This is a genomic window from Microbulbifer magnicolonia (assembly GCF_035117725.1).
Lineage (GTDB): Bacteria > Pseudomonadota > Gammaproteobacteria > Pseudomonadales > Cellvibrionaceae > Microbulbifer > Microbulbifer magnicolonia.
Window position 1 is genome coordinate 1,838,624 of the sequence record NZ_JAYEFD010000001.1, and the last position, 18,424, is coordinate 1,857,047.

An 18,424-nucleotide genomic window follows, 5' to 3' on the forward strand; every position below is an offset into this window, starting at 1 on the left:
AAACTCGTTCACACCAGGCGTTCACACCAGTAAGCGTTCACACCAGTATAGGCGCGCATACCCTTGCGCCGGCGGTGTCCGCGCCCCGCAGGTAACGCTTATACCATATTAGGGACTGTGGCCAGAAATGGCCCGGTCAACCTCTTTCAGCGCTTCTTTAACCTTTATAGCCCCGTGCCACCACGTAGACCTCGCGGGAGCGGGGCCTGGATGCACCGGGCTTGCGGGTCACCACGCTGTTGTAGCTGCCGCGCAGGTCGCGGATCAGCTCGTCAAAGCCCTCACCCTGGAATACCTTGGCGACGAAGGCCCCGCCTGGCTTCAACACCTGGCGCGCCATGTCCACCGCCAGCTCCACCAGGTACATAGAGGCGGGCTGGTCCACGTCGCGGATACCACTCATATTGGGGGCCATATCGGAAATCACAAGGTCCGCCTTGTCCTCGCCGAGGCGATCCAGCAACTCTTTGAGCACCGATTCCTCGGTGAAGTCCCCCTGCACGAACTCGACGCCGGCGAGCGGGTCCATCGGCAGTATGTCGGAAGCCAGCACGCGGCCCTTGTGACCCACCAGTTCCGCGGCCACCTGCGACCAGCCGCCCGGCGCCGCGCCCAGATCGACTACGGTCATGCCCGGCTTGATCAGCCGGTCTTTCTCTTGCAGCTCCTGCAGCTTGTAGCTGGCGCGGGAACGGTAGCCCTCCTTCTGGGACTGTTTGACGTAATGGTCATTGAAATGTTCACGCAGCCAGCGGTGGCTGCTCTTGGATCGGCCCATCGGGTACAATACTTCCTAAATTTCCTGTAGGAGCGGCCCATGGCCGCGATCTGTGTCAACTATTGGCAAGATCGCGGCCATGGGCCGCTCCTACTATATAGATTCCACAAAGTGGTAATGGAGTATTGTATGCCTTTAACCGCCGACCGCAAAAAAGCCCTGCGCACCCTGGGCCACAATCTCAAGCCGGTGGTGACCGTTGCCGGCAAGGGCCTGACCGAAGGGGTGATGGAGGAGCTGAACCGGGCGCTGGAGGATCACGAGCTGATCAAGGTCAAGCTGATGGTGGCCGACCGCGAACTGCGCCACCAAATGATCGGTGAGCTGTGCGAGAAGTCCGGTGCCGAACTGGTGCAGGAGATCGGCAAGATAGCGCTGATTTACCGCGTGGCACAGAAGCCCGACCCCAGGCTTTCCAACCTGCTGCGTTAAAGGGACAGTGGCGCGGCTCCGCCGCCCCCGCGTGGAAAATCCCTGTCCTCCAGCGCGCCGCTACTGATCCGCCACTTCCGGCCGGCAGCTCGCCTTGCGCAATTCCCAGCGCTCTCCGTCCGCCAGCCGCATCAACCAGCAGGCACCGCCACCGACAACCAGCTGAAATTTCGTCGGTGGCACCATCTCGCGGCCGCTGAGCCGCGGCTGCTGTCGCTGCCGCTCGACGACCAGCAGGCTCTCCCGGGTGAGCGCATCCTCGGCCAGAGTGACCTCGACCCCGTACATGGCCGCGGAGACCACGCGCCGCAACTCCTCGCGCACCTCGGGTCCGCTTTCAGTGAGCAGCGCCGGCTGTGGCTCCCCCATCGCCGGCTGCGAGCCACAGGCCGTCACGGCCGACAGCAGAGCGAGCAGTTGCATCAAGACTGTTGGCCGCATGTTCACCTCACCATGATCCGGTTACTCCGCCAGGGCGCCTTGGGCACACTGCCGTTGGCCGCCGACAGGCGCGCGCCCACCTGCGAGTAGGTGTAGCCGCTGGCGGGCACGTCGCCGCAACTGCCCGTCTCGATATAGTTGAGCGCCGTGGCAAAGCGAGCCTCGTACTCGTCGCCGAGCAGGTGGGTAAAGTCGTCGGCGATGGCGCAGCCGGGCAGGTCGGCGGCGGTGTCGAAGTTGCCATCGGGCACAAAACCGTCGGCATAGTCGCCAAAGCCCTTGGCATTGACGCCCCTGAACTGGATCGTCAGATAGGTGGTGCCGCAGTTATCCAGTGCGTAGAAACCGTAGGGCTTGCCGCAGGTGGTTGCGCCTATCTGGATAACCTCGACATCCACACCGCGCAGGCTGTTGATGATCGCCTCGCTCGCGGAACAGGTGTTCTCCCCGGTCAGCACGAACAGCCGCGGCAGGTTCAGGGTCGGCAGCGCCACGCCCGGCTGCACGTTGCCGATGCCCTGGGTCTTGCTGTGAAAGGGTGTGGGGTCCAGCGGGTAGCCGGTAACCGGGTTGGTCTCCGGGTGTTTGTTGTTGAAACTGACCAGCTCGAAAATCTGCCCGGCGGTGACGTCGCCGGCGATCATATAGGCCAGCTCGCTGGCGATATCCAGGTAGCCGCCGCCGTTGTAGCGGATATCCAGTACCAGGTCGTCGATGACCGCCGCCTTCAGCTGCTGTACCGCCTCGATCAGCGCCTTCTCCGCGGTGGCAATATGGTCATTAAACAACATATAGCCGACCTTGCGGCCCATGGCCGCATCCACCACCCTAACATGCTGAACCGGCTCCGAGGTCACGGCGGTGGCGGTGAGGGTGACGGTAACCGGTTCCGAGGCGCCGAGCGGCAGCATCTCGAAAGTGTGCGATTCCCCCTCTGTGGATGGCCACATGCCCCGGTTGAGAGTGTCTATATCCTCGCCATCTTCCACCCTTACGCCGTCCACCGACAGCACCTCGGCGCCGCGGCCGATGCCGGCCGGCAGCCCGGCTCCGTCTTCGGTATCGGTATAGGCCACCACTGCCTTGCGCGGCGGCGTGGCCTGGATCAGCGCCCACTGCAGCCCGTAACCGACATAGACGCCGGACTGGGACTGCGACTGCCACTCGCTGGTGGGAACCGCATAGTGAAAGCGGTCTTTCTCCCTGCCAGACACAGTCAGATCGAAGGTCTTCAGCTGTTCGAAATATTCGATGGAGTCGTCAAAATCGGCGGGATCCACATCCTCTATCTCGTCGTACCACAGATAGAGATCGTTGCTCATCGAGCGCAGCCAGTTGTTTTCATCCAGACGCGTGCCCAGCACATCGGCATAGGGCTGGCCGGTGGCCGGATTGGTACCGCTGCGCGGCGAGACGCACAGACTGCCGAAGGTCGAGGCGGGGAGAAACTCACCGGCCTGCCAGGTGCCGGTATCGCTGTTGCCGCCATCGTTACTGCCGGTGGCGGCCAGGCTATTGCTGCTGTCGCTGCCACTGCCGCCACCACCACCGCAGGCGGCGAGACCGACGGCGCCGAGCGCCAGCAAAGCGGCGAGCGCCCGGCGACGGAAAGAAATCCCCATGGCTCCAAACTCCATTTTTTTATTAGAAGCCCCGGAGATTACCACCGCCGCCCGCTTCGATCGACAACATCTGCTGCCGGTCGGGCACTCAGCCGCTCAGCTTACCGAGCACGCTCTGCAAACTCTCCTTGGCATCGCCGAACAGCATCCGCGCGTTGTCCTTGTAGAACAACGGGTTGGCGACGCCGGCGTAGCCCGATGCCATGGAGCGCTTCAGGATCACCACCTTACCCGCCTTCCACACTTCCAGCACCGGCATGCCGGCGATGGGGGAACCCGGCTTCTCCACCGCGTCCGGGTTGACCGTGTCGTTGGCGCCGATCACCAGCGCCAGATCGGTCTGCGGGAAGTCGCCGTTGATCTCGTCCATTTCCAGCACGATGTCGTAGGGCACATTGGCCTCTGCCAGCAGCACGTTCATATGCCCGGGCAGGCGGCCGGCCACCGGGTGAATGCCGAAGCGCACCGTCTTGCCCATCTTGCGCAGCTTGTCGGTCAGGTCGCTGACCGCCTGTTGCGCGTGGGCCACGGCCATACCGAAGCCGGGCACGATGATGATGCTGTCCGCCGCTTCCAGTTCCGCCGCCATCTCGTCGAAACTGATCGCCACCACCTCGCCCTCGATCTCGCCCTCCGCGACTTCGCCGCCATCGGAGCCGAAGCCGCCGAGGATCACGCTGATAAACGAGCGGTTCATACCGCGACACATGATGTAGCTGAGGATCGCACCGGAGGAACCCACCAATGCGCCGACCACGATCAGCAGGTCGTTGCTGAGCATAAAACCGGTGGCCGCGGCGGCCCAGCCGGAGTAGCTGTTCAGCATCGAGATCACCACCGGCATATCGGCACCGCCGATCGCCGCGATCAGGTGAATACCCAGCAGCAGCGCGATGGAGGTCATGATCAGCAGATTGATCACCGTGCCCGCGTTCAGCTCGGCGGGAATAAACAGCGCGCCCAGCACCACGCAGGCGAGAATCGCGGCCAGGTTCAGCCAGTGCCGCGCCGGCAGCATCAGCGGCTTGCCGGAGATCAGGCCCTGCAGCTTGCCGAAGGCGATCAGCGAACCGGTCAGCGTAATGGCACCGATAAAGATGCCCAGATAGATCTCGGTGTTGTGCACTATGTGCTCGGCACCGGTGAGCGAGATGCGCGGATCGAGAAATCCGCCCCAGCCGATCAGCACGGCGGCGAGACCGACGAAGCTGTGCAACAGCGCCACCATCTGCGGCATCTGCGCCATCGCGACCCTTTTGGCCAGCGACAGGCCGATCACCGCGCCCACCGCCATGGCGATCGCGACCATCCAGTAGGCGCCGGCGACTATGCCGGCGATGGTGGCGATGATGGCCACCGCCATGCCCACCATGCCGTAGATATTGCCGCGCCGCGCCGTCTCATGGCTGGACAGGCCGCCGAGGCTCAGGATGAACATCACCGCGGAAAAGAGATAAGCCATCGAAATCATACCAGTCATTGCTCTTCTCCTTCCTTAGCGCCGGAACATTTTCAGCATGCGGTAGGTGACAAAAAAGCCACCGAAAATATTGATACTGGCCACCAGCACCGCGACAAATGCGAGCAGGGTCACCAGGCTGGAGCCCGTCGCGCCCACCTGCAGCAGAGCGCCGACGACGACGATCCCGGAAATCGCGTTGGTCACACTCATCAGCGGTGTGTGCAGCGCGTGCGTCACATTCCAGATCACCTGCCAGCCGACGAAAATTGCCAGCACGAACACGGTAAAGTGGGAGACAAAATCCGGCGGCGCGACTTTGCCGAGCCACAACAGCAGGCTGCCAGCCACTACCCAAAACAACAGGAAAGACAGCGGCGATTTCTTCAGGACCGGCTTTTCCTCGGCGACCACGACAGGCTCTTTCTTTGCCGCCACTTTGGGTTGGGCGCTGATCTTCGGCGGGGGTGGCGGCCAGGTAATTTCACCGCTCCTGACTGCGGTTGCGCCGCGGATCACCTCGTCATCGAAATTGATGTCGATCTCGCCGTTCTTCTCCGGGCTCAACTCACTGACGAGGTGCACCAGATTGGTCGCGTACAGCCGCGAAGACTGGGTCGCAGCGCGGCTGGGCAGGTTGGTGTAACCGATAATCGTCACACCGCTCTGAACCACTTTCTCATCGGGGACCGTGTAATCGCAGTTACCGCCCATCTCCGCGGCCAGGTCCACCACCACCGAACCCTCGGCCATGCTGTCGACCATATCGGCGAGCCACAGCTTCGGTGCCGGCTTGCCCGGAATCAGCGCAGTGGTGATGACGATATCCACTTCTTTGGCCTGTTCGCGGAACAGCGCCATTTCCGCCTCGATAAATGCCTTCGACATTTCCTTGGCGTAGCCGCCCGCACCGGAACCCTCTTCCTCGATCTCGACGGTGAGGAATTCCGCCCCCATGGATTCCACCTGCTCGCGCACTTCGGCGCGGGTGTCGAATGCACGCACTATGGCGCCCATGCTCTTGGCGGTACCGATAGCGGACAGACCCGCCACACCGGCGCCGATCACCAGCACCTTGGCCGGCGGAATCTTGCCGGCGGCGGTAATCTGCCCGGTAAAGAAACGGCCGAAGTTGTGCGCAGCCTCGATCACCGCGCGGTAGCCGGCGATATTGGCCATGGAACTAAGCGCATCCATTTTCTGTGCGCGGGAAATTCTCGGAATGGACTCCACCGCCAGGGCATTGATATTCCTGTCGGCGAGTTTTTTGAGGAGATCGGCATTCTGTGCCGGCTTGAGGAAAGCGACCAGGGTCGCGCCCTCCGGAATCAGTTGCAGCTCTTCATCGCTGGGGGCCTGTACTTTGAGTACCAGGCCGGCGCCCTCCAGGCACTGCTTGATATCGTCGCGGATCTCGGCTCCCGCCTCGGCATAGGCCGAATCCGGGAAGCTGGCCCCTGCGCCCGCCCCCTTTTCCACCGCGACGGAAAAGCCCAGGTCGCGCAAACGCTTTACACTATCAGGCGTAGCCGCTACCCGCGCCTCCCCCGGTGCGGTCTCTCTCGGTATGGCTATGATCACCGCTATGCTCCCTCACAATTGCTGAGTTATGGATTTACTGCTACATCTACCTCAATTCTTTTTTTGGTCTGACCAATTCGCGAAAGAATCGAGTGTAAACCCACAGCGCAAAGATGAAAAGAGGCGCGATGTGATAGTGGTGATTGGTGATATTTATGGCACCTGCAAAAACTTACAGCCCCTGCAGGCCGCTCGCTTTGAATTGCGCAAACAGCGACTGACCCAGTTGCAACTGTAACTTTTGATAGGAAAATTTTGAGATCTCCGCGGACAGCCCCTGCCCCTCGCATTCGAGCAGCAACCGCACGCGCCCGTCTTGCAGTGGCCACCGGCCGCGCAGTACCACGGGCAGGCAGTTCAGGATGCTGCTCGCGGCCGGGCGCTCGAGCGAAAGGCTGATCTCCGCCGCCGCCAACAATACCCGCACGGTTTCGCCGGCCCGGTAGTGGTTCATACAGCGGTCGGCGTAAAGCGCGTGCCGCCCGAGCGAAAGTGCCAGCAGCTGGTGTTCGGCGAGAAATTCACGCACCGTCAGTTGCAGTTGGGACTGGATGCCGTCCAGCGAAACATTGTCACTGGCACTGGTCGTGCCCAGTGCGTCCCGCTGAACAACCCTGCCCGCGCAAACCTCGATAAAGCTGTCCGCCAGTAATTGCAGCTCGTTGGTATCGTGACTTACCCACAGGACCAGTGCCGAATTCTCCCGCCAGTATTTTTTCAACGCGGGGACTATCGCCCGGATGCGCCGCGGCCGGTCGACCGCCGACAGCGGCTCATCGTAGAACTGCACCGGCGCATTGCTCAGCAGCTGGCGCATCAGCGCGACCCTCTGCGCCTCGCCGCCGGAGAGGCTTTCCACCGGGCGAGCGAGTAACGGGTTCAGCTCCAGGGCCTGCAGCAGCATTTCCCGGCTTTCGCGCGGCAGCTCGCGGCGCGCATATTTGTCGGCCAGCCGCAGGTTCTGCGCAACCGTCAGCCGCGGAAACAGCCTCGCCTCCTGGAAGCCGATGGATAACGGCCTCCTGTGCAGCGGCACAGCTGCGCCCCGCCGCTGCCAGCTGTCGCCCCGCCAACTGATCTCTCCGTGCGCCGTCATCAATCCCGCCAGCGCAGCGAGCAGCGAGCTCTTGCCGGCGCCGGAAGGACCACAGATGCCGACCAGCCCCTGTGGCGGCAGGCACAGGTTGATCGGCGTGTGCACCGGTGTGCGCAGGTCCACGACGGCAAGGCCGGCAACAGAATTTCTGTCGGAATCTCTGGCCGCGGCCAATCCGCAGGCAGATTCCCCCGCGGCACCTTCGCGCAGTATTTCACTCACGGCATCACCTCGCGTGCCGGCTTCCGCGCCGGCGTGGTCACAGCGAAGAAACGCCCGCCCCAGAGGCGGCCACACAACAACAGCAGTACGGACAGCGCCATCAGTACCAGCGCGAGGCGGTTGGCGGCGCCGTAGTCCAGACTCTCGACATGCTGGTAGAGCGCTACCGACACTACCTGCGTCTCCCCCGGAATGCCGCCGCCGATCATCAGCACCACGCCGAATTCTCCCAGCGTGTGAGCGAAGGTCATGGACAGCGCGGCGATCAGCGCCGGGCGACAGGCGGGCAGCAGCACAAAGCGCAGCCGCGCCAGCGGCGGCAGCCCGAGGCCGGCGGCGGCCTGGCTCAGGGGCAAGGCGCGCTGATCGAAGGCCGCCAGCAGCGGCTGCACCATAAACGGCAGCGAGTAGAGCATCGAGGCCAGCACCAGGCCGGTAAAGGAAAATACCAGCGGTGCCGCAAACCACTGCTGCCAGAGTGCGCCGAGCGGCTGTTGCGGCGCGAGGAAGAGCAGCAGGTAAAAACCCAGCACCGTCGGCGGCAATACCAGCGGCAGCGACAACAACACCTCGAGCAGCGCGCGCAGCGGACCGCTCCGGTTCGCCAGCCACCAGGCGAGCGGAATCGCCAGCAACGCCAGCAGCGCCGTTGTCACTGCGGCCAGTTTCAGGGTCAGCCACAGCGCCTGCCAGTCGGATGGTATCAGGCTCACGGTGGTGTCACCGGGAAATAGCCCAGCTGGCGCAGCCGCGCCTGGGCGGCCGGGGCCGTCAGATAGGCCTGAAACTGCTGCGCCAGCAGCAGTGCGCGCGCGCGCGTCAGCACCACCATCTGCTGCTCGATCGCCGGGTAGTCATTTACCGGCACCAGCATGTATTCGCCCCGCTCACCGGCGGCCAGTGCCAGACTCAGCGGAATAAGCCCCATCCGGGCGTGCCCCTCCTGCAGCAGTACCTGCGCGTGCCCCACATTGGCCGCGTAGACCATCTGTTCCCGCAACCGCGACCACAACCCCTGGCGGCGCAGCAACTGCACCGCGGCATCGCCGTAGGGCGCCAGCTGCGGGTCCGCAATCACTATCTTGCCGCGCCAGCCCTGCAGCAGCCGCACCAGCTGCTCCGCAGTCATCAGGGTCGCGGGCATAAAGTCCGGCAGCTGCTCCGCGCCCGCGCTCGTCAGGGTCCGCCTGACCCACAGCGCCAGCTGTCCGCGGGCGTAGGTCCGGCGACTGCCATCAGCGATCAGGCCGTCGCGTTCCAGCAACAGTGGGCGCCGGCTGTCCGCGGCGAGGAAAATATCAAAGGGAGCGCCGGCGCGGATCTGGCTGTAGAGCATGCCAGTGGCACCGCTGACAATGATCAGCCGGCACTGGCAGTCCTGTTCGAACTCCCCGCGCAGCGTTTCCAGCGCGGGGCGAAAGTTGGCCGCCACGGCGATGCGCAGCTCCGTTGGTGCCTTGTCACTGCAGGCACCTGCCAGCGCGCACATCAGCAGCCACGGCAGCCAGCGGCGCAAATGCCGCAGTGCCGCTACCATTTTTCCAGCGCCTCCCGGTCGCTCTGGCGCGCCTGCACCCAGAACTCGCCGTCTGGACCGATCTCCTTTTTCCAGAAAGGCGCGCGGGTTTTCAGTAGGTCGATGACAAACGCACAGGCGTCGAGCGCGGCCTGGCGGTGCGGCGCACTGGTGCCGACGAAGACGATATCCTCACCCGCGCCCAGGCTGCCGACGCGGTGCACGATACGCACCCGCCCCAGGCACCAGCGCGCCCGCGCCTGTTCGGCAATTTGCCGCAATACCTGCTCGGTCATGCCGGGGTAGTGCTCCAGCTGCAGTCGCGTCACCCGTGTCGCGTCACTGAGATCGCGCACCGAGCCGACAAAAATTGCCGCGGCGCCGTCAGCGCAGTTGCGCGCACGCAATTGCGTATACTCGGCGCCGACATCGAATGGCTCCGACTGCACCGCCACAGAAACAGACACCATCAGCCCCCGGTGACCGGCGGAAACAATGCGACCTCGTCGCCACTGGCGAGGGCGCAGTCCGCCGCCGCAACGCTTCTGTTGACTGCCATCTGTATATTCGGATTGGCGAGCGCGCGGCGCCATCTATCCCCGCGGGCGCTCAGGGATTCCCGCAGCTCGGCCAGGGTACTGGCGCCGGCGGCGGCCACCTCCATCTCGGCGCAACCCAGCTGTTCGCGCAGGCCGGCAAAAAAGAGTACGCGGATCACCAGTGCTCCTCCAGCTGCGCCAGCGCCTCGCTTTTCTCCATCCCGTCCGGGCGCTGCCAGTGCCCAAGTTTACCGCCACGCTTTTCCGCCAGACAGGTGTGCCGAATGGTGATGGCGGGGTCCACCGCCTTGCACATGTCATAGATAGTCAGTGACGCCACCGAAGCGGCCGTCAGCGCCTCCATTTCGACACCGGTGCGGCCGGCGAGACGGCAGAAGCTGAAAACCTTTACGCAATTGCGGGCCGCGTCCAGTTCGAAATCCACCTGCACCTTCGTCAGCGCCAGCGGATGGCACAGCGGGATCAGCTCCGCCGTTCTCTTCGCCGCCTGGATTCCGGCGATGCGCGCGGTGGCGAGCACGTCGCCCTTCTTGTTCTGGCCCTGTATCAGCAGGCGAAAAGCCTCGGGGCTCATGCTCACCTCAGACTCGGCGCGGGCGCTGCGCTCGCTGACGGCCTTGTCGGTGACGTCCACCATGGTGGCCTCACCCTGTGCATTCAAATGGGTCAGCATTGCCTCACCTCCGGTTCAGGTGCGCGACGAAGTTGCAGGGTTTGTAATTCGCATCCAGTTGCTCGCGGAGAATGGTTTCCCAGGCCGTGCGACAGGCGCCGGTTGATCCGGGCATACAGCAGATCAGGGTGTGGTTGGCCAGCCCCGCCAGGGCGCGGGACTGGATCGTGGAGGAACCGATCTCCCGCAAGGAAACCGCGCGAAACAGTTCGCCGAAACCCTCGACCTGCTTGTCGAACAGCGGCGCCAGCGCCTCGGGGGTGGAATCCCGCCCGCTGAAGCCGGTGCCGCCGGTGGTCAGCACTACCTGTACCTGCGGCTCGGCGATCCACTGGGAAACCACGGCCCGCAGCCGGTAGATATCGTCCGGGACTATTTTCTTTTCCCACAGGTTGTGGCCGCTCGCCTTCACTACCTCCGCCAGATACTGGCCGGAGGTGTCCGTGTCCTCGGTGCGGGTATCGGATACCGTGAGCACCGCCACCGTGAGCGATACATTTTTTATCGGTCCGTCGTCGGGATGATTCATCGGGAAATCCTCTCTGTTTATGTTTTTTCCAGCTGCAGCTGACGGGCCGCCGCGCAAACCGCCTGGAATTCCGGCGGCCGGTTCACATTGGTGTGCCAGTCGCCGTCCGGTGCCTGCAGCTGGCGCCCGCCCAGAGCCTGCAGCAGCGAGCGCACAGCGCCGCCTTCCCCGCCGGCCATAAATTCCTGCAAGTAACGACGACTGCGGGGATCCAGCCGCAACCACAGCGGCAAGTAACAGGCGCCGAAGCAGAGCGCGCTCGCCGCGCCGCCGGCACCCGCTGCGCACAGCTGCCGCAGAATTTCCCGCTGCAGCAGCGGCATATCCACCGGAATCACCAGTAGCGCATCGCAGTCGACGCCCTCTGCCGCCAGATGTTCGGCCACCGCGTGCAAGCCGCCGAGGGGGCCGCGGCCGCACACCCGATCGGCGATGCCGCCCGGCCTGTCGCCGCTGACCAGCGGCGGCAACATCTGCACGCCCGGTGGCGCGTCGAGTTCGTTCAGTAACGCGTGCGCCCGCTGCAACAGGGTCTGCCCGCCCGGCAATTTCAGCAGCGCCTTGTCCTTTCCCATGCGGCGGGAACGGCCGCCGGCCAGTATTACGGGGCAGACACGCATCCCGCTAGCCACCGAGCATCGCCAGGTTGCGCGTGGCGCCGACCCGCTCCTGCTGCAAGTAGTGGCTGGACGCCTTCCCCAGCACCAGCGCGCGAATCTTTTCCGCCAGCTGCGCGATGTCGCCGCGCCGGATCTCCTCGCGCAGGTCCAGGCCCTGCTCGGCGAACAGGCACAGGTGCAGCCGCCCCTGGGCGGACACCCGCAGCCGGTTGCAGCTCTGGCAGAAATCCTTGCTGTAGGGGGTAATCAGGCCGATGCGGCCGCGATAATCCGGGTGGCCGTATTCCCGCGCCGGGCCGGCGTCCCGCGCGCGCGGCAGCAGATGCCAGCCGTCGGCGATCAAGCGGCCCTCGATGGCGGCGCCGCTCAAATGATTGCTGGCGAAGAACGCGCGGTTGTCGCCGGTGCGCATCAGCTCGATAAAACGCAGGGTCACCGGCTTGTCTCTGAGCCAGCACAGAAAGTCGCGCAGGCGGCGCTCGGCGCCGTCACAGAGCAGCACCGCGTTGATTTTTGTCGCTATGCCGAGAACCAGGGCGCGGTCGACACCGGCCAGCACGCGCGGCAGGCAGTCGTGGCCGGTGATGCGGGCAAACTCGTCCCGCTGCAGGCTGTCGATGCTGATATTGAGCTGATCCAGCCCGGCATCCTGCCAGCTGTCGATGACTTTCGGCAGTTTGTAACCGTTGCTGGTGACCGCTACGCGGCGAATGCCCGGGGTGGACTTGGCGCCGGCGATGATCTCCGGCAGGTCGGCGCGCAGCGATGGCTCGCCACCGGTGAGGCGCACCTTCTCCGTGCCCAGGGCGGCAAAGGCGCGAATCACCCGCGCGGCTTCTTCGCTGGTGAGATGGGGTGCTTCGTCCGTGGCGCTATAGCCTTCCGGCAGGCAGTAGCTGCAGCGAAAATTGCAGATATCGGTCACGGACAGGCGCAGGTAGTAGAACCTGCGCCCGAAACGGTCTTCTAGCATCAAACGCCTTTCCAAGTGCGGGAGGCCGGAAGATTTCTCCGCCGACCCTGGTGAGCAAAGCTCACGGCCCGCAGGCCCTATCCGAAAACTTAGGCCTGGGGGCTCGGTGTTTGTGGATCAATGAGTTTAGTCGCGCTTTACCTGGCCGTAGCCTCCGGAAATAAAAAGCTGCTGAATGGATTCACACAGCGCCCGGCCCAAAATGCCTGGCGGCGCCACACCCGTTATTGAGGCAAACATCGTGCCATCCATCACTCCACCCATCGCGCCAGCCACCGAGGGAATTCCGCGCGCGCCGCAGTGGCAGAACGCACCACAAACAGGCTGCCACTCGCAATCCTGCACCACGGGTGTGCGACCACTTCCACAGCATCACTCGCAGCATCATTAAAAGGCGCCAGGGAAGCCGGGCAATGGCGCGACATCGCCTACTTGGCACAAGACTTGATTATGGTTTGCTACTGGCAATGAAGCCCGGCTGCACCGATGCGTGGGCCGGGCTTTTTTGTCTCGCGGTAATTCGCCCAGGATCAGACAACAGTACAGCGATGGACAGACCTCTCGGCATAATGCTCGTCGACGACCAGCCGGAACGCGCGCAGATGGTGTGCGAGCGGCTGCGCGCGGCCGGCTATCGCCTGCTCGCGCAGCTCAGCAGCGCCGAGGGCCTGCTGTTCCAGGTGGAGAGGCACCGACCCGATATCGTGCTGATCGATATCGAATCCCCCGATCGCGACATCCTCGAGAGTCTCGCGGTGATCAATCGCCAGGCCCCGACCCCGGTAGCCATGTTTTCTGCCCGCGGCAACGCCGATTTTATTGCCCGCGCCGTGCAAGCCGGCGTCAGCGCCTATATGGCCGAAGGCATGTCCGCCGAGCGGGTGACCCCCGCGATCGAGATCGCCATGGCACAGTTCCGCAGCTACCAGCAACTGCGGCTGTCCCTCGAGCGCACGCAGAAGCAGCTCGACGAACGCAAAACCATCGAGCGGGCCAAGGGGCTGCTGATGGCAAAGAAAAACCTCAGCGAAGAGGTCGCCCACCAGACTCTGCGCAACCTGGCGATGAGCAGCAATGCAACCATGCGCGCCGTGGCGGAACGGCTCATTGAATATTTACAGAGTGAAAACTGAGACGGTCATGTCGATATCCCTGTGCCCGGAACGAAGCCACATCAAATTGCTCTACCTGCGCCTCACCGACAGCGCGCCGCTGGTCGTGGCCCGGGAACAGGGATTCTTCGCCCGCTTCGGCCTGCAGGTGGAACTGCAGCGGGAGACTTCCTGGGCGACCCTGCGCGACAAGCTGATCGGTGGCGCCGCCGATGCCGCCGCGATGCTGGCTCCCATGCCGCTGACCCTGGCGCAGACACTGCCCCAGTGCGGGGAAAAACTGCTGAGTGGGCTGATACTGAGCTGCAACGGCAACGCGATTACCCTGGCGGAATCCCTGTACCGCAAGCTGTCCCTGCCGGCCGGGGAGTGCGACGGCGCGGCGGTCGGCCGCGCGCTCGCAGGATATATTCACTCCCGGGACGACACGGCATCAATAAGGCTGGCGACCGTCTATCCCTTTTCCAGCCACACGCTGCAACTGCGCCACTGGCTGCGCGCGGCGGCGATAGACCCGGACCGGGACCTGCAGATCGTGGTACTGCCGCCGGAGCAGATGCTGGACAGCCTGCGCCGCGGCGAGATCGACGGCTACTGCGTCGGCGAACCCTGGAACACCCTGGCGGCGCGCCGGGGCATAGGCGTCATCGCCACGCCCTGCAACCGCCTGCTGCCGGCGATGCCGGAGAAGGTACTGGCCGTTACCGAGCGCTGGCACATCGCCAACCCGACAACGCACCTGGCGCTGCGCGCCGCACTGCTGCTGGCCTGCAACTGGCTCGGCGAGAGCGACCAGCGCCGGGATGCCGCCGCGCTGCTGGCGCAGGAGCGCTACCTGGACCTGTCGACGGAACTTCTGCTGCCGTCACTCGCGGACCGGCTGTACCGGCGCCGCGACGCCGAAGCCGCGACCAATCCCGGCTGGCACCTGTTCGCCCACAGCGGCAACGAATTGGGTTGCCCGACCGCGAGCAAGGCCATGCAAATGCTGGAGTTGTGCCGGGACTTCTCGCCGGTCAGCGCCGGCGCCGAACAGGCCTTCCGCCCGGAGCTGTACCAGCAGACGGTGGAATTCCTGCGCTGTCAGAAATAGCGGCGCGTTGATTGAATTCGGCAGATTAATGGAATGGCACAGTTATTGAATAACGAATAAAGGAAATTGAGATTCGCGAGTCCACTCGCCGTCGAATCTATACAGGCGATTTTTCAGTTCGCCAGGCAAATCCATACACGGACAACGAAGTCCACCGGCAGCGGCCGCCAGGCCGCACCCGTGGGCTTTTTTTGTGCCCGCGGAAAAACCAATAAAAGGAAATGCGCATGTCCAGCACAACTCTGAACCTTTTTTCCTTCCGCGGGAAAATCAAGATACTCCACCTGACCTGGGTGGCCTTCTTTATCACCTTCTTTGCCTGGTTCAACCACGCCCCGCTGCTGATGGCCATTGCCGACAGCCTGGCGCTGACCAAGGATCAGGTGAAAACCCTGTTGATCCTGAACGTGGCACTGACGATACCCGCGCGCATTGTCATCGGCATGCTGACGGATAAATACGGCCCGCGGCTGACCTACTCGGTACTGCTCGCGGTCGGCAGTGTGCCCTGCTTTATCTTCGCGCTCGCCGACAACTTCGCGCAGGCGGCGCTGGGGCGCTTCCTGCTCGGTTTTATCGGCGCCGGCTTCGTGGTTGGCATCCGCATGGTGTCCGAGTGGTTCCCCGCCCGACAGCTGGGCACCGCCGAGGGCATCTACGGCGGCTGGGGCAATTTCGGCTCCGCCGCCGCGGCCATGAGCCTGCCGACCATTGCGCTGCTGTTCGGCGGCGACGCTCCCGGACACGAGGGCTGGCGCTACGCGATCGGTCTCACCGGTGCAATCGCGCTCGTCTACAGCTTTGTCTACTACGCCTCGGTGACCGACACGCCCAAGGGTTCCACCTACTTCAAGCCGAAGAAGATCGGCGCCATGGAGGTCACCAGCCCCGGCGACTTCGCACTGCTGCTGATCATGAAGGTGCCGATGTACGCGGCACTGGCCCTGCTGACCTGGAAACTGTCGGCGGGTGTGGGCATCGTCTCCGATTTCTGGGCGACCGCCATTTACGGCGGGCTCGCGCTGCTGTACCTGCTGGATGCGCGCAAGACCTTCAGTATCAACCGCGAAATCTTCAGCCATCCGCCGGCGCCGATTCACCGCTACAAATTCAAACAGGTCGCGGTGCTGAACCTGCTCTATTTCGCCACCTTCGGCTCCGAACTGGCGGTGGTGTCCATGCTGCCGCTGTTTTTTTCCGAAACCTTCACGCTGGACCCGGTCCAGGCCGGCCTGGTGGCCAGTGCCTATGCCTTTATGAACCTGATGTCGCGCCCGGCGGGCGGCCTGATCAGTGACCGCTGCGGGCGCAGGCCGACACTGCTGATCCTGACCGCGGGCCTCGCGCTCGGCTATTTCACCATGAGCCTGATCGACGCCCAGTGGCCGCTGTACATGGCGGTGGTGGCGGCCATGGCCTGCTCCTTCTTCGTGCAGGCCGGCGAGGGCGCGGTGTTTGCGGTGGTGCCGCTGATCAAGCGCCGCCTGACCGGACAGATTGCCGGCATGACCGGCGCCTACGGCAATGTGGGTGCCGTCTTCTACCTGACGGTGCTCAGCCTGGTGTCCTATCAGGTCTTCTTCCTGGTGATCGCCGCCACCGCGATGCTCGGCTTCGCGGCTCTGTTGCTGCTGGAGGAGCCCGAGGGGCAGATGGCCGAAGTCCTGCCCGACGGCAGCGTGTCCCTGATCGATGTCGCCTGACCTGGGAACGCCGGGCATTTCCGCTTCGCGCGCTGAAGGCTCCGGCTCGGCGTGCGGACCGCAGGCCCGCCCGGACGCGGCGCTGGCATTTTCCAGCGCCTCAGTCGCCGGCCGCCGCAAGTTCAATGACGACGCCTGTGCCGTCTGCAATGCGGACGGCGCGGACCTGCGCCGCCGCGGCGCCCTGGCCGCGGTGGCCGACGGTGTCGCCAGCGCCGAGGCTGGTGGCGCGGCGGCGCGCGCCGCCATCAGCGGTTTTCTCGCCGATTTCTACAGCACACCGGAAACCTGGTCGGTAAAGTACGCCGCCGCGCGCGTTCTGCACTCGCTGAACAGCTGGCTGTTTCGCCAGGGCGGCGGCAGCAGCGATATTCGTCAGGGCTGGCTCACCACCTTCTCCGCGGTGATATTCAAGGGCACCAGCGCGCACCTGATCCATATCGGCGACTCGCGCATCTACCGCCTGCGTGCGGGCCAGCTCGAGTGCCTGACCCGCGATCACAGCCGCACCCTGGGCCATGGCCGCACCTTCCTGAGCCGCGCCCTGGGAATGGATGCCCACGTGGAGATCGATTATCGCCGCGAGGAGTTGCAGGCCGGCGATATCTTTCTGCTCAGCAGTGACGGGGTGCACGATTACCTGCCGGCGGAAATCGTCGGCGAAATACTGCACGACAGGGGCGCTGCTGCCGCCCTGGCACTGGTGGACGCCGCCATGGCCGGCGGCTCCAGTGACAATCTAAGTGCGGTGGTGTGCCGGGTTCAGCGCGTTGAAACGCCGAGCGCAGATGACCTGCTGAGTCACAGCCGCCAGCTGCCCTTCCCGCCGGAACTGCGCCCGGGCAACAGGCTCGACGGTTACCTGATACTGCAGGAGCTGCACGCGAGCAGCCGCAGCCAGCTGTATCTGGCGCGGGATACGGAGAGCGGGCGGGACGAGAAAAATGGGCGGGACCAAGAAAAAAATGGTCGGGTCGGAGAAAATGGAGAGTTGCGCGCGATCAAGACCCCGTCGATCAATTTCAGCGACGACCCCGCCTATATCGAGCGCTTTATTGCCGAGGAGTGGACCGGCCGCCGCCTGGATCACCCGGGCATTATCAAGATATTTCCTCCCAAACCCGGCCGCCAGTTTCTCTACCATGTGCTGGAATATATCGACGGCCAGAACCTGCGCCAGTGGATGCAGTTGCACCCCCATCCGGACATAGAACAGGTGCGGGAAATGATCGCCCAGCTGGTCAGCGCCCTGCGCCGCCTGCAGCGTATGGAAATCGTGCACGGGGACCTGAAGCCGGAAAATATCATGGTGGCAGGCGACGGCCGCCTGAAACTGATCGATCTGGGCGGTGCCGACGGTCCCGGTTTGCGCGAACAGCTGAACCTCGACGGCGAGGCACCGCCGGGCAGCAAGAATTACGCCGCGCCGGAATACTTCTTCGGCGACAGCCCCAGCCACCGCTCGGATATCTTCTCCCTCGGCGTTATCGCCTACGAGTTGCTCACCGGCCACTACCCCTACCGCGAGCACGCGGGCTTCCACCACTACCAGCTGAAGAGCTATGCCGGCCTGCAATACATCAGCGCCCGCGAGCACCGCGACGATATTCCCGAGTGGATCGACGGCGCCCTGCGCAGGGCCTGCGCACCGGATCCCAGAAACCGCTACCCGGCGCTGTCGGAATTCGTGCACGACCTGCAGACACCGAATCCGGCTTTTGCCCGCGAGGGGGAGCGGCCGCTGATTGAGCGCAATCCGCTGCTGTTCTGGCAGATGGTCGCGCTGTTGCTGCTGCTGTCGCACCTGCTTTATCTGCTGTAGGAGCGGCGGGGCGGTCATCCGCCGGTGGCCGCGATAGATCTTTGCGCCGTCAGACATCGATCGCGGCCATGGGCCGCTCCCGGCCGGACCGCTCCTACAAATTCTGCCGCTCCCACAAGAGAAAAGGCACCATCGCAGAGCATTCATTTTCCGGGCGCACCAACTTATCGCAATGCGAACATCACCATTGAC

19 protein-coding genes and 1 riboswitch are annotated in these 18,424 nt (G+C 64.0%); of the genes, 5 read left to right on the plus strand and 14 right to left on the minus strand.

Annotated features, from left to right (window positions below; all coding sequences use genetic code 11):
* Positions 1-157: 157 nt before the first annotated feature.
* Positions 158-778, minus strand: coding sequence for a 23S rRNA (uridine(2552)-2'-O)-methyltransferase RlmE (gene rlmE, locus RRF64_RS08015; RefSeq protein ID WP_323845311.1), 621 nt, complete (start codon positions 776-778; stop codon positions 158-160).
* A 129-nt stretch (positions 779-907) separates the two neighbouring features.
* Between rlmE and RRF64_RS08020 the strand changes: the two genes are divergently transcribed.
* Positions 908-1,210, plus strand: coding sequence for a YhbY family RNA-binding protein (locus tag RRF64_RS08020; protein ID WP_323845312.1), 303 nt, complete (start codon positions 908-910; stop codon positions 1,208-1,210).
* A gap of 60 nt (positions 1,211-1,270) precedes the next feature.
* Here the strand turns inward: RRF64_RS08020 and RRF64_RS08025 are convergent, their stop codons facing one another.
* The 13 genes from RRF64_RS08025 to moaA all read right to left on the minus strand — a co-directional run bounded on the left by RRF64_RS08025 (position 1,271) and on the right by moaA (position 12,502).
* Complete coding sequence (locus RRF64_RS08025; RefSeq protein ID WP_323845313.1) at positions 1,271-1,633, minus strand: hypothetical protein; 363 nt, start codon at positions 1,631-1,633, stop codon at positions 1,271-1,273.
* A gap of 20 nt (positions 1,634-1,653) precedes the next feature.
* Positions 1,654-3,273 (minus strand): S41 family peptidase, encoded by a 1,620-nt coding sequence (locus RRF64_RS08030; protein ID WP_323845314.1) that lies wholly within the window; start codon positions 3,271-3,273, stop codon positions 1,654-1,656.
* A gap of 88 nt (positions 3,274-3,361) precedes the next feature.
* Positions 3,362-4,753 carry a Re/Si-specific NAD(P)(+) transhydrogenase subunit beta gene (gene pntB / locus RRF64_RS08035; protein ID WP_323845315.1) on the minus strand — a complete coding sequence of 464 codons (1,392 nt, stop codon included), beginning with the start codon at positions 4,751-4,753 and terminating at the stop codon, positions 3,362-3,364.
* A 15-nt stretch (positions 4,754-4,768) separates the two neighbouring features.
* The gene (locus RRF64_RS08040) at positions 4,769-6,313 is read right to left on the minus strand and encodes a Re/Si-specific NAD(P)(+) transhydrogenase subunit alpha (RefSeq protein WP_323845316.1); all 1,545 of its coding nucleotides are present in this window, start codon (positions 6,311-6,313) and stop codon (positions 4,769-4,771) included.
* Positions 6,314-6,485: 172 nt separating this feature from the next.
* The gene (locus RRF64_RS08045) at positions 6,486-7,631 is read right to left on the minus strand and encodes an ATP-binding cassette domain-containing protein (RefSeq protein WP_323845317.1); all 1,146 of its coding nucleotides are present in this window, start codon (positions 7,629-7,631) and stop codon (positions 6,486-6,488) included.
* Positions 7,628-8,344, minus strand: coding sequence for a molybdate ABC transporter permease subunit (gene modB / locus RRF64_RS08050; RefSeq protein WP_323845318.1), 717 nt, complete (start codon positions 8,342-8,344; stop codon positions 7,628-7,630). Before modB ends, RRF64_RS08045 begins: the two co-directional genes overlap by 4 nt.
* A complete protein-coding gene (gene modA, locus RRF64_RS08055) occupies positions 8,341-9,168 on the minus strand; it encodes a molybdate ABC transporter substrate-binding protein (protein WP_323845319.1) in 828 nt (275 codons plus the stop codon). The genes modB and modA overlap by 4 nt, the downstream gene beginning before the upstream one ends.
* Positions 9,162-9,617: a molybdopterin synthase catalytic subunit MoaE gene (moaE, locus tag RRF64_RS08060; RefSeq protein WP_323845320.1), complete on the minus strand. Its 456-nt coding sequence runs from the start codon at positions 9,615-9,617 to the stop codon at positions 9,162-9,164. Before moaE ends, modA begins: the two co-directional genes overlap by 7 nt.
* Positions 9,617-9,865: a molybdopterin converting factor subunit 1 gene (gene moaD / locus RRF64_RS08065; protein ID WP_323845321.1), complete on the minus strand. Its 249-nt coding sequence runs from the start codon at positions 9,863-9,865 to the stop codon at positions 9,617-9,619. The genes moaE and moaD overlap by 1 nt, the downstream gene beginning before the upstream one ends.
* A complete protein-coding gene (gene moaC, locus RRF64_RS08070; RefSeq protein WP_323845322.1) occupies positions 9,862-10,380 on the minus strand; it encodes a cyclic pyranopterin monophosphate synthase MoaC in 519 nt (172 codons plus the stop codon). Before moaC ends, moaD begins: the two co-directional genes overlap by 4 nt.
* A gap of 4 nt (positions 10,381-10,384) precedes the next feature.
* Positions 10,385-10,909, minus strand: coding sequence for a molybdenum cofactor biosynthesis protein B (gene moaB, locus RRF64_RS08075; RefSeq protein ID WP_323845323.1), 525 nt, complete (start codon positions 10,907-10,909; stop codon positions 10,385-10,387).
* 17 nt (positions 10,910-10,926) lie between these two features.
* Positions 10,927-11,529, minus strand: coding sequence for a molybdenum cofactor guanylyltransferase (gene mobA, locus RRF64_RS08080; protein ID WP_323845324.1), 603 nt, complete (start codon positions 11,527-11,529; stop codon positions 10,927-10,929).
* Between the two features lie 4 nt (positions 11,530-11,533).
* On the minus strand, positions 11,534-12,502 hold the full coding sequence (moaA, locus tag RRF64_RS08085; RefSeq protein ID WP_323845325.1) for a GTP 3',8-cyclase MoaA: 969 nt from the start codon (positions 12,500-12,502) through the stop codon (positions 11,534-11,536).
* Positions 12,491-12,623: riboswitch (molybdenum cofactor riboswitch) on the minus strand. (Overlaps the previous gene by 12 nt.)
* A gap of 427 nt (positions 12,624-13,050) precedes the next feature.
* Here moaA and RRF64_RS08090 point away from each other — a divergent pair.
* From RRF64_RS08090 to RRF64_RS08105, 4 genes are all read left to right on the plus strand, one after another.
* A complete protein-coding gene (locus tag RRF64_RS08090; RefSeq protein ID WP_323845326.1) occupies positions 13,051-13,635 on the plus strand; it encodes an ANTAR domain-containing response regulator in 585 nt (194 codons plus the stop codon).
* A gap of 7 nt (positions 13,636-13,642) precedes the next feature.
* Positions 13,643-14,707, plus strand: a complete 1,065-nt coding sequence (locus RRF64_RS08095) for a CmpA/NrtA family ABC transporter substrate-binding protein (protein ID WP_323845327.1) — start codon at positions 13,643-13,645, stop codon at positions 14,705-14,707.
* A gap of 227 nt (positions 14,708-14,934) precedes the next feature.
* A complete protein-coding gene (locus tag RRF64_RS08100; protein WP_323845328.1) occupies positions 14,935-16,410 on the plus strand; it encodes a NarK family nitrate/nitrite MFS transporter in 1,476 nt (491 codons plus the stop codon).
* Positions 16,400-18,232, plus strand: a complete 1,833-nt coding sequence (locus tag RRF64_RS08105; protein WP_323845329.1) for a bifunctional protein-serine/threonine kinase/phosphatase — start codon at positions 16,400-16,402, stop codon at positions 18,230-18,232. The genes RRF64_RS08100 and RRF64_RS08105 overlap by 11 nt, the downstream gene beginning before the upstream one ends.
* Positions 18,233-18,424: the final 192 nt, after the last annotated feature.

Coding starts and splice junctions, on each gene's coding strand:
- rlmE (WP_323845311.1), bottom strand. CDS start 778: ATGGGCCGATCCAAGAGCAGCCACCGCTGGCTGCGTGAACATTTCAAT.
- RRF64_RS08020 (WP_323845312.1), top strand. CDS start 908: ATGCCTTTAACCGCCGACCGCAAAAAAGCCCTGCGCACCCTGGGCCAC.
- RRF64_RS08025 (WP_323845313.1), bottom strand. CDS start 1,633: ATGCAACTGCTCGCTCTGCTGTCGGCCGTGACGGCCTGTGGCTCGCAG.
- RRF64_RS08030 (WP_323845314.1), bottom strand. CDS start 3,273: ATGGGGATTTCTTTCCGTCGCCGGGCGCTCGCCGCTTTGCTGGCGCTC.
- pntB (WP_323845315.1), bottom strand. CDS start 4,753: ATGACTGGTATGATTTCGATGGCTTATCTCTTTTCCGCGGTGATGTTC.
- modA (WP_323845319.1), bottom strand. CDS start 9,168: ATGGTAGCGGCACTGCGGCATTTGCGCCGCTGGCTGCCGTGGCTGCTG.
- moaE (WP_323845320.1), bottom strand. CDS start 9,617: ATGGTGTCTGTTTCTGTGGCGGTGCAGTCGGAGCCATTCGATGTCGGC.
- moaC (WP_323845322.1), bottom strand. CDS start 10,380: ATGCTGACCCATTTGAATGCACAGGGTGAGGCCACCATGGTGGACGTC.
- moaB (WP_323845323.1), bottom strand. CDS start 10,909: ATGAATCATCCCGACGACGGACCGATAAAAAATGTATCGCTCACGGTG.
- mobA (WP_323845324.1), bottom strand. CDS start 11,529: ATGCGTGTCTGCCCCGTAATACTGGCCGGCGGCCGTTCCCGCCGCATG.
- moaA (WP_323845325.1), bottom strand. CDS start 12,502: ATGCTAGAAGACCGTTTCGGGCGCAGGTTCTACTACCTGCGCCTGTCC.
- RRF64_RS08090 (WP_323845326.1), top strand. CDS start 13,051: ATGGACAGACCTCTCGGCATAATGCTCGTCGACGACCAGCCGGAACGC.
- RRF64_RS08095 (WP_323845327.1), top strand. CDS start 13,643: ATGTCGATATCCCTGTGCCCGGAACGAAGCCACATCAAATTGCTCTAC.
- RRF64_RS08100 (WP_323845328.1), top strand. CDS start 14,935: ATGTCCAGCACAACTCTGAACCTTTTTTCCTTCCGCGGGAAAATCAAG.
- RRF64_RS08105 (WP_323845329.1), top strand. CDS start 16,400: ATGTCGCCTGACCTGGGAACGCCGGGCATTTCCGCTTCGCGCGCTGAA.